Consider the following 14,135-nt stretch of genomic DNA (forward strand, 5'->3'; position numbering starts at 1 on the left):
AGGGCGACGGCATGGACGACGAGACGACGACCTACGACTACGTGGTCATCGGCGGCGGTACGGCGGGCTCGGTACTGGCCGCGCGGCTGAGCGAGGACCCGGCCAGCCGCGTGTGCGTGGTGGAGGGCGGCCCCAGCGACGTGGGCGACGAGCGCATTCTGCGGCTGCGCAACTGGATCAACCTGCTGGGCGGCGAGTTCGACTACGGCTACACCACCGAGGAGCAGCCGCGCGGCAACTCGCACATCCTGCACTCGCGGGCGCGGGTGCTCGGCGGCTGCTCCTCGCACAACACCCTGATCAGCTTCCTGCCGTTCCCGCAGGACCTCGACGAGTGGGTGGCGGCCGGCTGCGAGGGCTGGGGGCCGGAGACGATCCTGCCCTACCGGACACGGCTGCGGAACAACATCGTGCCCGTCGCCGCCGCCGACCGCAACGCGATCGCCGAGGACTTCGTCAGGGCGGCGACCACCCGGCTCGGCGTCCCGGTCATCGAGGACTTCAACGCCCGCCCCTTCACGGACGGCGCCGGCTTCTTCTCCCTGGCCTACGACCCGAAGACGAACACCCGCTCCTCCGCCTCGGTGGCGTATCTGCACCCCATCATGGACCGCCCGAACCTGACACTGCGTCTGGAGACCTGGGCGTACCGGCTGTTGCCCGACAGCGAGGGCCGTTTCACCCGCGTCCAGGTGCGCAACCCCGACGGTTCCCTCTCGACGCTGGAGGCCGAGGCGGAGGTGCTGCTGTGCGCCGGGGCGATCGATACGCCGAGGCTCCTGCTGCTCTCCGGGATCGGTCCCGCCGACCAGCTGCGCGACCTGGGCATCGAGGTCCGCGCCGATCTGCCCGGGGTGGGCGAGAACCTCCTGGACCACCCCGAGTCCGTGATGGTGTGGGAGACCCGGGGGCCGCTGCCGCCCAACTCGGCCATGGACTCCGACGCCGGCCTCTTCCTGCGCCGCGACACGGCGGACGGCCCGCGTCCCGACCTGATGTTCCACTTCTACCAGGTGCCGTTCACCGTCAACACCGAGCGGCTCGGCTACCCCGTGCCCGAGCACGGCGTCTGCATGACCCCGAACGTGCCGCGCGCGCGTTCCATCGGCCGCATGTGGCTGCGCAGCGCCGATCCCGCCGTCAAACCGGCCCTGGACTTCCGCTACTTCACCGATCCGGAGGGGCACGACGAACGTACGATCGTCGAGGGTCTGCGGATCGCCCGCGAGGTCGCCGCCACCGCGCCGCTCAGCGACTGGCTGGTGCGGGAGGTGGCGCCGGGCCCGGACGTGACGTCGGACGCGGACCTGTCCGAGTACGGGCGACGCGCCGCCCACACCGTCTACCACCCGGCGGGGACCTGCAAGATGGGCGCCGAGGACGATCCGATGGCGGTCGTCGATCCGCAGCTGCGGCTGCGCGGGCACGACGGGCTGCGCATCGTGGACGCCTCCATCTTCCCCACCATGCCGACCATCAATCCGATGGTGACGGTGCTGCTCGCCGCCGAGCGCGCGGCGGACCTCATCTGCGCCCGGCCGGGGCCCGGCCCCGTGCACGCCGAAGGGGTGTTCCAGTGACCACGGCCGGAGCGCCGGACGCCGCCCCTGGGGAAGAGAAGTCGGAGTTCCGCAAGGACATGGGACCGTGGGCGAACTTCGCCCTCGGCTTCACCTACCTCTCCCCGGTGGTGAGCACCTACACCCTCTTCGGCACCGCCCTCGCCGACGGCGGCCCGCCGATGATCTGGGCGTTCCTCATGGCGGGCTGCGGCCAGTTCCTCGTCGCGCTGGTCTTCGGCGAGGTCGTCGCCCAGTACCCGGTCGCGGGCGGGGTCTACCCGTGGGCGCGGCGGCTGTGGGGCAAGCGCTGGGCCTGGATGACCGGCTGGATCTACATGTGGGCGCTGCTCGTCACGATCACCAGCGTCGCGTACGGCGCCGGGCCCTACATCGCCATCCTGCTCGGCTTCGACGCCACCGTGCACACCACCGTGCTGTGCACGATCGGGCTGATCCTCATCGCCGTGCTCATCAACTACGCCGGTACGAAGGCCCTTTCGTGGGCGGCGCTGATCGGGTTCGGCGCGGAGCTGATCGGTGCGCTCGTCGTCGGCATCATCCTGCTCGTCACCCACCGCTTCCACGGCCTCGGTGTCCTCTTCGACGACTACGGCGCCGCCGGGGACAGTTCGTATCTGCCCGTCTTCCTCGGGGCGGCGATCATCGGCTTCTACCAGTACTACGGTTTCGAGGCCTGCGGGGACGTGGCCGAGGAGGTGAAGCACCCGGGCAAGGTGATCCCCAAGGCGATGCGCCGCACCATCTACGTGGGCGGGGCCGCGGCGACCTTCACGTGTCTGACGCTGCTGCTGGCCGTCGTGGACTACCGGGCGGTGATCTCCGGGCAGGACTCCGACCCGGCCGTCAGGATCCTCTTCGACGCCCTCGGCGAGGCCGGCGCGCGGGTGGTGATGGCCGTCGTGCTGATCTCCTTCCTCTCCTGCACGATCAGCCTCCAGGCCGCGGCGGGCCGGCTGATCTACTCGTACGCGCGCGACGAGATGATCATCGGTCACCGGCTCCTGCGGAAGTTCTCGCCGAGCCGCGCGGTGCCCGAGTACGCGCTGCTGGTCGCCGCGGCCATCCCCGCACTGATCGCGATCGGGTCGCTGATCTCGACGGACGCCCTGACCAAGATCGTCTCTTTCGCGATCCTCGGCATCTACACCGCCTTCCAGATGGTCGTGCTGGCCGCCCTGCGCGCGCGCCTCAAGGGCTGGCGGCCGAGCGGCGAGTACCGGCTGGGCCGGTGGGGCCTCGCGGTGAACATCGGGGCCCTCGCCTACGGCATCTTCGCCATCATCACCATCGCCTGGCCCCGCACTCCCGAGGCGGCCTGGTACGACAACTGGATCGTGCTGCTGGGCGGCGGCATCGTGGTGGGGGTGGGGCTCGTGTACATGTTCACCACGCGTCACTACGGCCGCAGTGACGCCCCCTCGGCGAACGCCGTCCCGGATTAGGGCTGTTCGTCGGCGCCGAGGTGGGCACGGATCAGGGTCGTGACGGCGGAGACGAGCTGGTCGAACTGCTCGTCCGCGCTGGGCAGGGGCAGCAGGGCGGCCTGGCGGAGGGTGGGGACGTCGAGGTCGCCCTGGGCCGTCAGCCAGGCGGCGGGGACGAGCGGGCTCCGGTCGGCCCCGGACCGGTCGCCCTCCTGGTCGACCAGGAGGGCGAAAGAGAGGACCAGCAGGCAGAGGTGGCGGTGCGCCGCGAGTGCCGCCGACAGGTCCAGGCCGACGTCCCGCAGGAACCGCAGGAACCGGTCCAGGTCGAGCAGCCGGTTGGGGTGCACGGAGGCCGGCGGGGTGTCCTCGTCGAGCGAGACGAGCAGGGCGCGGGGCCAGCGCCGGTACAGCGCGCGCAGGGACCGGGCGTAGTCGGCGACGGACCGCTCCCAGTGCGCGGGGTCGAGCGGGGGCGGCTCCCAGGAGCTGAGCATGAGGTCGACCACGAGGTGGACGACCTCCTGGCGGTCCTCGACGTAGTTGTACAACGACCGCACGGTGACGCCCAGTTCGTTGGCCAGCGCGCGCATCGTCAGGGACGGGAACCCCTTGGAGCCGACCATCTCCAGAGCCCTGGCCGCGATGCTCTCGCGGGTGAGGACCGGGCGGCCCCTGCGGGTGGCGGGGCGGCGTCGGGAGGTCGCGGGCATGGCGTCAGCGTACGGTATGGCCCCGGCTCGAACTTCACGCCTGTTGACTTTTACCGGCGGCCGCCGGTCCCGGGGTTTGATGGAATCGACGGCCGCCGTCTCGGGGTGCGCTGGAGAGGGCGACGGCCGTCTCGGGGTGCGGTGGTGGCGGCCCGGTGAAAACAATGGGGGTGGCCTCCGATGAGCCCACGGGACACGTTATGTCCCGTCTTCGGCGGGTACCTGTGCGGACGAGAACGGCGCCGGCGCAAGGAGACGAGGAACCACATGAAGATCGGTTACAAGCTGGCCGCCGAGGCGTTCGGTCCGGCGGAACTGGTGCGGCAGGCCGTCCTCGCGGAGGAGGCGGGCTTCGACTTCGTCGAGATCAGCGATCACTACCACCCATGGCTCGACAACCAGGGCCACTCCCCCTTCGCCTGGACGGTCCTCGGCACCATCGCGGCCAAGACGTCCCGGATCGAACTGGCGACCGGCGTGACGTGCCCGACCATGCGCTACCACCCGGCGATCATCGCCCAGGCGGCCGCCACGTTGGCCCTGCTGTCGGAGGGCCGCTTCGTGCTCGGCCTCGGCTCGGGCGAGCGGCTGAACGAGCACGTCGTCGGCCAGGGCTTCCCGGACTCGGTCAGCACCCGGCACGAGATGTTCAGGGAGGCCCTGGAGATCATCCGGCTGCTGTGGAGCGGCGGGTACCGGTCCTACGAGGGCAAGCACCTGCGGCTGGCGGACGCTCGCGTGTTCGACCTGCCCGACGAGCTGCCCCTGATCGCGGTCGCCGCCAGCGGCAAGCCGTCGTCGCGGCTCGCCGCGGAGCTGGGCGACGGCCTGTTCGCCACGGAGGACAAGCCGGAGATCGTCCGGCACTACCGTGAGGCCGGTGGCACCGGCCCCCGCTACGCGGAGGTGCCGATGGCCTGGGCGCCCGACGAGCACACGGCGGCGAAGGCCGCCCTGGAGACCTCGCGGTGGGCGCTGACCGGGTGGAAGGTGATGAGCGAGCTGCCCAACCCGGTGAACTTCGACGCGGCGACCACGACCGTGCGCGAGGAGGACATCCTGGAGAAGTTCGCCTGCGGCAACGACCCGTCCCGGTACCTGGAGGCCGCGCAGAGCTTCGTCGACGCGGGCTTCGACCGGCTGGTCATGCAGAACGCCGGCCCCGACCCGGACGGCTTCATCGACTTCTACCAGCGCGAGCTGGACGGGCCCCTCCGGCAGCTGAAGCCGGACGGCTCACAGGGCTGAACCGCCCCCACCCCCACGCAGAGCGCTCCGCCCATCCGGGCGGGGCGCTCTTGTGCTGCCCACGCTCTTGATGCCCACGCTTCGGTGTCCCGCTCGGGGGGCGGCTCCGGGGTGTCCACGGGGGCGTGGGCCGGGTCACTTTCGCGGGGTCGCCAGGGGGCGGGGACTGTGAGCCCACCCATAGGGTCCACGTCACATGCTAAAGACGGTAGTGGTCGGCGAGGGCCGCGCCGGGCAGGCCCGTAAGCCTTCGGAGGCGTTCTGACCTGCGTATCTGCGGCCTTCGGTAGTACGTCACACCCTTGCCTTCCCCGCCGGGCACCGCTCACTCTGGCGGAAGTTCCGGGGAGCCCGGCCTCGCACCGAGCACATCCGTACCGCTCCGCCCGGGCCCTCCCCCACCCCGCCCACGCACCGCATGGAGAGTCACCCCCCGCATGGCCACGACCCAGACGCAGCCCCGCACCGCCCGGCTCCGCACGTTCTCCGTCGCCGGCATCGCCACCGCGAGCGCCGCCGCCGCGGCGCTGACCCTTGCCCCCTCCCCCGCCCACGCCGCGGAGCCCACCGGTACGAACGCGCCCGTCTCCCGGGCCGCGGCGCCCAAGGCGGCCCACGCCGACAACCTCGACGGCTGGATCCGTGAGGCGCTCGCCATCATGAAGGCCAAGGGCATCCCGGGCACCTACGAGGGGCTGCACCGCAACATCATGCGCGAGTCCTCGGGCAACCCGAACGCGCAGAACGGCTGGGACGTCAACGCCCAGAACGGCACCCCGTCCAAGGGGCTGCTCCAGGTCATCCAGCCGACCTTCGAGGCCTACCACGTCGAGGGCACCGCCAACAACCTGACCGACCCAGTGGCCAACATCACCGCCGCGGCCAACTACGCCGCCGACAAGTACGGCTCCATCGACAACGTCGACTCCGCCTACTGAGTACTCCTCACGTCGACCGCGTCGACGCGTCGGCCGACCGCGTCGGCCAAGGCCGGGGCCGCGGGCCATCCGCCCGGCCCGATGCGGTACGAAGGCTTCCGTGAACGAACAGATCCAGCCCGCGCCCCCGCCCGCGACCGTTCGCGTCTTCATCGCCCTCGCCCCGCCCGACGACGCCAAGCGGGAACTGGCCGCCGAGCTGGCTCCCGCCCACCACGCCCATCCGCGCATGCGGTGGAACCGCATCGAGGACTGGCACATCACCCTGGCGTTCCTGGGCGAGGTGCCGAGCGCGGTCGTTCCCGCGCTGTGTCCCCCGCTCGCGGACCTCGCGGCCGCCCGGGCGCCCCTCACGCTGGCGCTGCGCGGGGGCGGGCACTTCGACGAGCGCGTGGTGTGGTGCGGGATCGACGGGGAGCTCGACGCGTTCCGGCAGCTCGCCGCCGAGGTGCGTGCCGTGGTCAAGGAGTGCGGTGTGGCCTTCGCGGACCGGCCGCTGCGCCCGCATCTGACGCTGGCCCGGGCGCGGCGGGACACGCCCTCGTGCGCGGCGGAGACGGCGGCGGGCCTGAGCGGGTTCACGGGCCGCCCGTGGCCGGCCGAGCGTCTGCATCTGGTCGCCAGCAACATCGGCCGCGGTCCGGGGCCGATCCGCTACCGCGACGTCGACGCCTGGCGCTTCGGGGCCCGGAATCGACCGGCCCCGCGCTCGCGCTTCTCCTGGCCCTCGGCGTGACACCCCGGCCGCCGCCGAGGGGGGGTTATCCCCCGGTCAGGACGGAGGTCCGCCTCAGCGCGCCGCCACCGCACCGCCCGTCATGATCGACTCACCGGTCCTTCGGGACACATGAGGTGAGATGGGCGAGGAGCGATCAGGATGACGGTGTACGAGAAGCGGCTCGGTCGGCGGGGGCTGCTGGCGGTGACGGCGGCGGGCGCGGCCACGGCTCTGGCGGCGCCCAGGGCGGGCGCCGCCACGGCAGCACGCGCGGGCGCGACAGCCGGCGGCACCGGGGGCACGGGGCAGGCCGCCGTCGTACGGGCCATCGAGCGTGCCGCCCACCCGCTGCGCTCCACCGAGCCCGGCACCCGCACCGCCGATCTCCGGGCGCTCGGCGCGATGATCGGTGACGCCGAGGTGGTGGGCCTCGGTGAGGCCACCCACGGCTCGCACGAGTTCTTCGCCATGAAGGAGCGGGTGTTCCGCCACCTCGTCGAGCACGAGGGCTTCACGACGTTCGCCCTGGAAATGAGCTGGTCGGCGGGGCTGCGGATCGACGAGTACCTCCAGGGCGGCGAGGGAGACGCCCGGCGGATCGCCGAGGAGACCCTGGCCGGATCCCCGTGGGAGCGTGCGGAGTTCGTGAGCCTCATCGCCTGGATGCGGGAGCACAACCGCCGGCACCCGAGGCGCAGGGTCCACTTCATGGGCGACGACATCGGCGCCCCCCGGCTCGGCGACGCGCTCTTCGAGCGGGTGCTCTCCCACGTGCGCGAGGCCGACCCGGGCTCGCTGGCACGGCTCACCGCGCTGTACGCGCAACTGCGCCCGCTGGACGACGTCTTCGAGTACCTGAACAGGCCGCTCGCGCTGCGGCGGCAGAACGCAGTCCGGGCACAGCAGGCGCTCGACGTGGTCACCGCAGGCAGGGGGGTGGGCGGCACCGGGCACGCGTGGGCGGTGCAGCACGCCAAGAACATCGCGCAGACCTTCGCCTTCACCGCGCTGGACGTCACCGACCCGGCCTCGGTGGCCGAGGTCGAACACCTGCGCGATCGCGCGATGGCCGACAACATCACATGGTGGCATCACGAGACCGGTCACAAGGTTCTGCTGTCGGCGCACAACGGCCACGTCGGCCTTCTGTCGACCGACCCCGTGATGTACCCCAAGACGCAGGGCTCCTACCTGCGCGACGCCCTCGGCCGGAACTACGCCATCATCGGCTTCACCTTCGCCGGCGGTTCGTTCCTCACCAAGGATGCCGCTCTTGGCGGCGACTGGCACGAGACCACCGTGCCGCCCGCGAGCCCCGACATGCACGAGTACACCCTCGACCGGGTGCGCCACCGGGACTTCTACGTCGATCTGCGCGACGTCCCGGCCCCGGCCGGCGCCTGGCTGGACACCGCCCGCCCCGTCTACGACGCCGGCTCGACCTACACGCCGGACCCGCTCCCCACCCTGGCCCTCGGCAGGGCCTACGACGTTCTCGTCCACCTGCACCGGGTCCGCGGCGCCCAGAAGCTCTGACCCGGGAGGCGCGTCAGGCGGTGGCGTGGTCCCGGTCGGGGTTCTCCGGGGACGAGGTGCGGTCGGCCTCGTCGTGGACGAGCAGGGACAGCAACGACGCCACGGCCAGGCCCGATTCGGCCGGGTGGCGCAGCACCTTGCTGGGGTCGATCCGGTAGGTGTTGGTGCGTCCCTCCCTCGTGTGGGAGAGATAACCGTCCGCTTCGAGATCGGCGATGATCTTCTGGACCGCGCGCTCGGTGAGGCGGCAGTGCGCGGCGATGTCGCGGATACGGGCGTTGTGATCATCCGCGATAGCGGCCAGCACCCGCGCGTGATTGGTGAGAAACGTCCATCCGGTGTGTGGCTCGGGCACTCCATCCATGCGTCAACTCTAGCGATGATGCGTACGTGTTTTCAAAAACACGTACTGTGTTTCAGGTATTAATTGACGTGTGTGGGCTGCGGAGGGCAGCCTAGGAGCGGCGCTGGGCGAAACGAGAGGGAGAGGCCATGCCGGAGCCTGTACACCCCGAATCCCTCGAGCAGGAGGGTGGCCACGACGGGCGGGGTGATCGAACACCGGTGTCCCGGACGGCCGCGGCACCGACGGCCGGCTTCGACTCCTTGGTCGAGGGCGAGCGGCTGCGGGTCGTTCTGCGAGGAGAGCTGGACCTGGAGGCGGGCCGGCTGCTACGGCCCGATCTGCGGCAGGCCCTGAGGCGGTCGGCACGCGTCATCGACCTAGACCTGCGCGGGGTGGGCTTCTGTGACTGCTCGGGGCTCAATCTGCTGCTCGGCCTGCGCCAGTCGGCGCTCGAACAGGGCAAGATCCTCACGATCGGCCACAGCAGTCCCTGGGTCGACCGTTTGCTTGACCTGACCGGTACCCGCCATCTGTTCGCGCCCGTGGAGCAAGGAGGCGGGCACAGCGCGGCGGCGGCCGACCACGGACCCGAGAAGGGCGAGGAGGCCGGTAAGGGCGAGGAGAGCGAACAGGATCTGCGGGCCGTGGTCGCCCAGTTGCGGCGGGCCATGCGGACCAGGCCCACCATCGATCTGGCGCGCGGCATGCTGATGTCCTCCTTCAATCTCAGCCCCGAGGCCGCCTGGGACGTCCTGGTCTCGGCGTCGCAGAACACCAACACCAAGCTGCACCGCCTGGCCGGGGAGCTGGTGGGCACGGCGTCGGGCAGCGCGTTGCCCGACACCGTGCGCAGGCAGCTGGCGGCCGCGATCGCCAGGACGGACACCGCCCGCCCGACGCCCGGCACCGGAACGACGACGAGCACTCCGCGCCCCGCGTCCGAGCCGCTCGGCACACCACCGGCCTGCGGGCCCTGAACCCCGCGCACCTGGGAGGCCGGCGTCACGTCAGAGGCGCGTCAGCGCCGGCGGCCACGCTGCCAGGACCCGGCGGGAGGGACGAGGGCGATGCGCCTACAGCGGTGGCGGTGGCGGACGGGCGCGGCGCTGATCGCGGTGGGGGGTGCCGTGGCGGCCTCCGTCGGCGCGGGCGCCCCGACCGCGCAGGCCGCCGTCTCGGCGGTGAACATCACGGCCGTGCACAGCGGCAAATGCCTGGAGGCCAAGGACTCCTCGCCGTCCCCGGACGCGCCCGTCGTGCAGGCGGATTGCACCGGACAGGCCGGCGCCGAGTGGTACGTCCGCGAATCCGCCAGCGGCGGCAACACCCTCAACATCGTCAACGCCCACAGCAATCTCTGCCTGACCGTCCCCGACCCCGCCTCCGCCCGCGCCGGCACCCGGACCCGCCAGGGCAACTGCGCCGTCACGGCCGGGGCCGACTTCCGGCTCGTCGACACCGGCACCGCGTACGTCCGGATCCAGGCCGCCGCACCGGCGCCCGCCCTCTGCCTCGACGTCGCCTCCGGCTCCCACGCGATCGGCGTGCCCGTGCAACTCGCCACCTGCGAGGGGCAGTCCGGGTCCGGCTTCGCGCAACGGCTGCCTCGCGTGGGCAACGAAGTGCCGCTCGATCCACCGCCGCCCGGCACTCCCACCGCGCCCCCGGAGCGGGTCAGCGTCGCCTCCGGCGGTGGCCAGTCCAAGCCGGTCTCCGACTCCCACGGCGCTTCGGCCGTCAGCGCGGACGGGCGTCACGTGGCCTTCGTCTCCAACGCGGCGGACCTGGTGGCGGGCGACACCAACGGCTACGGCGACGTGTTCGTACGCGATCTCCAGGCCGGCACCACGCGGCGGGTCAGCGTCGCGAGCGACGGCACCCAGGGCAACTCCGGATCGTCCGAACCCTCCCTCAGCGCCGACGGACGCCATGTCGCCTTCACGTCCGACGCGTCGAACCTGGTCCCCGGCGACACCAACCGCTCGGGTGACGTCTTCGTACGCGACCTCCAGACCGGCACCACCCGGCGGGTCAGCGTCGCCACCGACGGCACCCAGGGCAACTCCGGATCGTCCGACCCCTCCCTCAGCGCCGACGGACGCCATGTGGCCTTCGCGTCCTTCTCCGCGACCCTGGCGCCCGAGGACGTCAACAACGAATGGGACGTCTTCGTCCGCGATCTGGCGAGCGGGACCACCCGGCGCGTGAGTGAGACCGGCGGCGGCAACGACGGCTACGACAGCTCGACCGCCCCGGCCATCAGCGCGGACGGCGGGCACATCGCCTATGTCTCCAACTCCGCCGCGCTCGTCCCCGGTGACACGAACAATCAGCACGACGTCTTCGTCTGGTCCCGGCAGAGCGGCGCCACCGAGCGGGTCAGCGTCGCCGACGACGAGAGCGAGGGCAACGGCCACGCCGCCGCGCCGTCGATCAGCGCGGACGGCCGGCACATCGCCTTCGCCTCCCATGCGTCGAACCTGGTGAGGGGCGACAGCAACGGCAAGCAGGACGTCTTCCTGCGCGACCGGCAGAGCGGCACGACCGAACGCGTCAGCCTCTCGGTCGGTGGCGGCCAGGGCAACGGCTACGCGGCGGACGCGGCGCTCAGCGGGGACGGGCGGTACGTCGTCTTCACCTCCGGCTCGACCAATCTGCTCGTGCGCGACACCAACGGCGTGGCCGACGTGTTCGTACGGGACCGGCAGAACGGCGTCACCCACCGGGTCAGCACCTCCGGCAGCGGGATCGAGGCGGACGCGCCGTGCTCCTCGGCGTCGGTCAGCGCCGACGGAAGCTCCGTCGCCTTCGCCTCCGGTGCCACCAACCTCGTCGCCGACGACAGCAACGGCCGCCCCGACGTGTTCCTCCGTCGCCTCGTTCCCTAGTGCCCCATGCCCCCACGCCCCCCGTGCCTCAAGGAGCTTGATCATGCGTCAGTTCGTGTGGCCGCGTCGGATGCGGCTGCTGAGCGTCCCGTCGGCGGCCGTCATGGCGGTGGCCTCGCTCTCGCTGGGCGCTCCCGCCGCGCATGCCGCGTCCGCCGTGAACGTCGTCGCCGTCCACAGCGGCAAGTGCCTGGAGACCAAGGACTCCTCCCCGTCCCAGGACGCCCCCGTCGTACAGGCGGACTGCACCGGACAGGCCGGCGCCGAATGGTACGTACGGGAATCCCCCAGCGGGGGCGGCACCCTCAACATCGTCAACGCCCACAGCAACCTCTGCCTGACCGTCCCCGACCCCGCCTCCGCCCACGTCGGCACCCACACCCGCCAGGGCAACTGCACCGCACCGGCCGGCGCCGACTTCCGGCTCCTGGACACCGGCAGCGAGCATGTGGCGATCCAGGCGGCCGGGCCCGCTCCCGCCCTCTGCCTCGACGTCGCCTCCGGCACCCATGAGGCGGGGGCCGCTCTCCAACTGGCCCAGTGTTACGGCCAGTCGGGCAGCGGATTCATGCAGCGGGCGCCCCGGGTGGGGAACGAGAGCCCGCTGGACGATCCGCCCGTCCTGCCTCCCGCCACCGTGGCCGAACGGGTCAATGTGGCCTCGGGCGGCGCCCAGACGACCGCGCAGCTCATGGACGCGGCGCCGGTCCTGAGCGGGGACGGGCGCTACGCCGCTTTCACCTCCGACGCGACGACCCTCGTACCCGGCGACAAGAACGCGGCGGCGGACGTGTTCGTACGGGACCGGACGGCGGGCGTCACCGAACGCGTCAGCCTCACCGACGGCGGCGCCGAGAGTCAGCCCGCCGAGTGGTCCGACGAGCCGTCGATCAGCGCGGACGGACGGTACGTGGCCTTCGAGTCCGTCGCGCGGGGTCTGGTGGCGGGTGACACCAACGGGCACCGGGACGTCTTCGTGCGCGACCGCACCGGCGGCACCACGCGGCGGGTCAGCGTCAGCAGCGGCGGTGTCCAGGGCAACGGGTGGTCGTTCTCGCCGTCGGTCAGTGGTGACGGGCGGTACGTCGCCTTCGTCTCGGGCGCGAGCAACCTCGTGCCGGGTGACACGAACGGCGCCGACGACGTCTTCGTCCACGACCGGCAGACCGGGACCACGCAGCGCGTGAGTGTCTCGGGCGGGGGCGCCCAGGGCAACGGGGGGTCGACGGCGGGGGCGATCAGCGCGGATGGGCGGCAGGTCGCCTTCACCTCCTCGGCGACCAACTTCACGGCAGGTGACACCAATGCCGCCGACGACGTCTTCGTACGCGATCTGCAGAGCGGCACCACGCAGCGCGTGAGCGTGAGTGGCGGCGGGGGCCAGGGCGACCGGGGCTCGATGGCCCCGTCCCTCAGCGCCGACGGGCGCCACGTCGCCTTCTCGTCGAGCGCCACCAACCTCGTGGCCGGCGACACCAACGGGCGCATCGACGTGTTCGTGCGGGACCGGCAGTCGGGCACCACGCAGCGCGTGAGCGTGGCCGACAACGGCACGCAGGGCGACGGGCATTCGGGAGGTGCGTCGATCGGCGCCGACGGGCGCCATGTCGCGTTCTCGTCCTCGGCCGCCAACCTCATCGCCCGTGACGCCAACGGGGTGAGCGATGTGTTCGTCCACGACCGGCAGTCCGGCGGGACGCGGCGCGTCAGCACCGCCCACACCGACGGGCAGGACGTCGACCACTATTCGTCCGAGGCCGCCATCAGCGCCGACGGGGCGCTCGTCGCCTTCTCCTCCGCCGCATCGGACCTGGTCCCGGGCGACACCAACGGCACGCACGACGTCTTCGTGCGGCGTGGTGTCGCCTGAGGGAGTGGGTCAGCGCACGTCGACGTAGTCGCCGGCGGCCTTGACCCCGGGCGTCGTCGCGTTCCCGGCGAAGTTCCAGCGGAAGTAGCCGTCGGTGGCGGCCTTGACCGTGGTCTTCAGGTTGCCCTTGGTGTCGGACTTCACGGACTTCACGGCCGTGTAGGTCGTGGCGCCCTTCTTCTTGAACTCGAGCTGCACGGGCTGGTTGGTGTAGCCCGCGTACTTGTGGGTCTCCCAGTTGGCGCGGGTCAGCGCACCGGTGACGGTGAGCGTCTTGCCCTTCTTGATGGGCTCCGGCGAGGCGTCCGCCGTCAGCTTGGACAGGCGCTGCACCTTGAAGGTGCCGGCCTTCTCCAGGAGGACGGTGTCGATGTCCTTCGCCGTCACCATCGTGTCGACGTACCAGGCGCCGGCCGGGCTGTTGTCGTAGAAGTCGGTGTCCGGGTCGAGCGTGAACTTCGCCGTGCACGTCGCGGTCGTCGCGCTCGAGTCCACGCACTTGGGCGCCGAGGCGGGCAGGGCGATCGCGGAGGCCGGACCGTACAGGGTGATGTCGGCCTCTTCGATGCCGGAGTCGTCGGACGCCGTCACGGAGACCGTGAAGGACTGCGCGGCGGTGGTGCCGAGCACGATCGGCTTGCCGCCGTTGACGGTGACCTTGTCGATGGTCACGTCGGCGGACGGGGCGGCGAAGGCGCTGGGCGCCATGATGCCGGTCGCGGCCAGGGCCGAGCCGAGCACGGCGATGCGGATGCGGTGACGCATGAATCCCCCCACGGGATAATGGTGACGCCGGAGTTGACGATCCGCCCCGGCAGAAGTTGTGATCACGACGACTCTACGTTCTTCACCGCATCTTCATCAGTGTGTT

The 14,135-nt window shown here is 71.6% G+C and carries 12 protein-coding genes; 9 read left to right on the forward strand and 3 right to left on the reverse strand.

All coding sequences use genetic code 11. From position 1 onward, the window contains the following. The first annotated feature begins 11 nt into the window (after nt 1-11). Together ACZ516_RS11920 and ACZ516_RS11925 are read left to right on the forward strand one after the other, a co-directional pair. Nucleotides 12-1,580 carry a GMC family oxidoreductase gene (locus tag ACZ516_RS11920; RefSeq protein ID WP_361085078.1) on the forward strand — a complete coding sequence of 523 codons (1,569 nt, stop codon included), beginning with the start codon at nt 12-14 and terminating at the stop codon, nt 1,578-1,580. Beyond that, nucleotides 1,577-3,025, forward strand: coding sequence for an APC family permease (locus tag ACZ516_RS11925; protein ID WP_469009876.1), 1,449 nt, complete (start codon nt 1,577-1,579; stop codon nt 3,023-3,025). Before ACZ516_RS11920 ends, ACZ516_RS11925 begins: the two co-directional genes overlap by 4 nt. Here ACZ516_RS11925 and ACZ516_RS11930 read toward each other — a convergent pair. After that, on the reverse strand, nt 3,022-3,720 hold the full coding sequence (locus tag ACZ516_RS11930) for a TetR/AcrR family transcriptional regulator (protein ID WP_469009878.1): 699 nt from the start codon (nt 3,718-3,720) through the stop codon (nt 3,022-3,024). The two genes, ACZ516_RS11925 and ACZ516_RS11930, sit on opposite strands and share 4 nt — an antisense overlap. A 267-nt stretch (nt 3,721-3,987) precedes the next feature. On the opposite strand from ACZ516_RS11930, the gene ACZ516_RS11935 reads away from it, so the two are divergent. From ACZ516_RS11935 to ACZ516_RS11950, 4 genes are all read left to right on the forward strand, one after another. Continuing rightward, on the forward strand, nt 3,988-4,968 hold the full coding sequence (locus ACZ516_RS11935) for a TIGR03557 family F420-dependent LLM class oxidoreductase (protein WP_361085088.1): 981 nt from the start codon (nt 3,988-3,990) through the stop codon (nt 4,966-4,968). A gap of 437 nt (nt 4,969-5,405) precedes the next feature. Beyond that, nucleotides 5,406-5,906: a transglycosylase SLT domain-containing protein gene (locus ACZ516_RS11940; protein ID WP_361085092.1), complete on the forward strand. Its 501-nt coding sequence runs from the start codon at nt 5,406-5,408 to the stop codon at nt 5,904-5,906. 100 nt (nt 5,907-6,006) lie between these two features. Next, nucleotides 6,007-6,642, forward strand: coding sequence for an RNA 2',3'-cyclic phosphodiesterase (thpR, locus tag ACZ516_RS11945; protein WP_361085095.1), 636 nt, complete (start codon nt 6,007-6,009; stop codon nt 6,640-6,642). A 141-nt stretch (nt 6,643-6,783) separates the two neighbouring features. Beyond that, nucleotides 6,784-8,160: an erythromycin esterase family protein gene (locus ACZ516_RS11950; protein ID WP_469009879.1), complete on the forward strand. Its 1,377-nt coding sequence runs from the start codon at nt 6,784-6,786 to the stop codon at nt 8,158-8,160. Between the two features lie 13 nt (nt 8,161-8,173). On the opposite strand, the gene ACZ516_RS11955 is transcribed toward ACZ516_RS11950, so the two are convergent. After that, nucleotides 8,174-8,524 carry a helix-turn-helix transcriptional regulator gene (locus ACZ516_RS11955; RefSeq protein ID WP_358589719.1) on the reverse strand — a complete coding sequence of 117 codons (351 nt, stop codon included), beginning with the start codon at nt 8,522-8,524 and terminating at the stop codon, nt 8,174-8,176. A gap of 128 nt (nt 8,525-8,652) precedes the next feature. Between ACZ516_RS11955 and ACZ516_RS11960 the strand changes: the two genes are divergently transcribed. The 3 genes from ACZ516_RS11960 to ACZ516_RS11970 all read left to right on the forward strand — a co-directional run bounded on the left by ACZ516_RS11960 (nt 8,653) and on the right by ACZ516_RS11970 (nt 13,264). Beyond that, nucleotides 8,653-9,483 carry an ANTAR domain-containing protein gene (locus ACZ516_RS11960; protein ID WP_469009881.1) on the forward strand — a complete coding sequence of 277 codons (831 nt, stop codon included), beginning with the start codon at nt 8,653-8,655 and terminating at the stop codon, nt 9,481-9,483. Nucleotides 9,484-9,573: 90 nt separating this feature from the next. Next, nucleotides 9,574-11,394, forward strand: a complete 1,821-nt coding sequence (locus ACZ516_RS11965; RefSeq protein ID WP_469009882.1) for an RICIN domain-containing protein — start codon at nt 9,574-9,576, stop codon at nt 11,392-11,394. Nucleotides 11,395-11,437: 43 nt separating this feature from the next. Further along, nucleotides 11,438-13,264 (forward strand): RICIN domain-containing protein, encoded by a 1,827-nt coding sequence (locus ACZ516_RS11970; protein ID WP_469009883.1) that lies wholly within the window; start codon nt 11,438-11,440, stop codon nt 13,262-13,264. Nucleotides 13,265-13,273: 9 nt separating this feature from the next. Here the strand turns inward: ACZ516_RS11970 and ACZ516_RS11975 are convergent, their stop codons facing one another. After that, nucleotides 13,274-14,029, reverse strand: a complete 756-nt coding sequence (locus ACZ516_RS11975) for a calcium-binding protein (protein ID WP_469009885.1) — start codon at nt 14,027-14,029, stop codon at nt 13,274-13,276. Nucleotides 14,030-14,135: the final 106 nt, after the last annotated feature.

This window comes from Streptomyces sp. NPDC034037, from assembly GCF_055575715.1.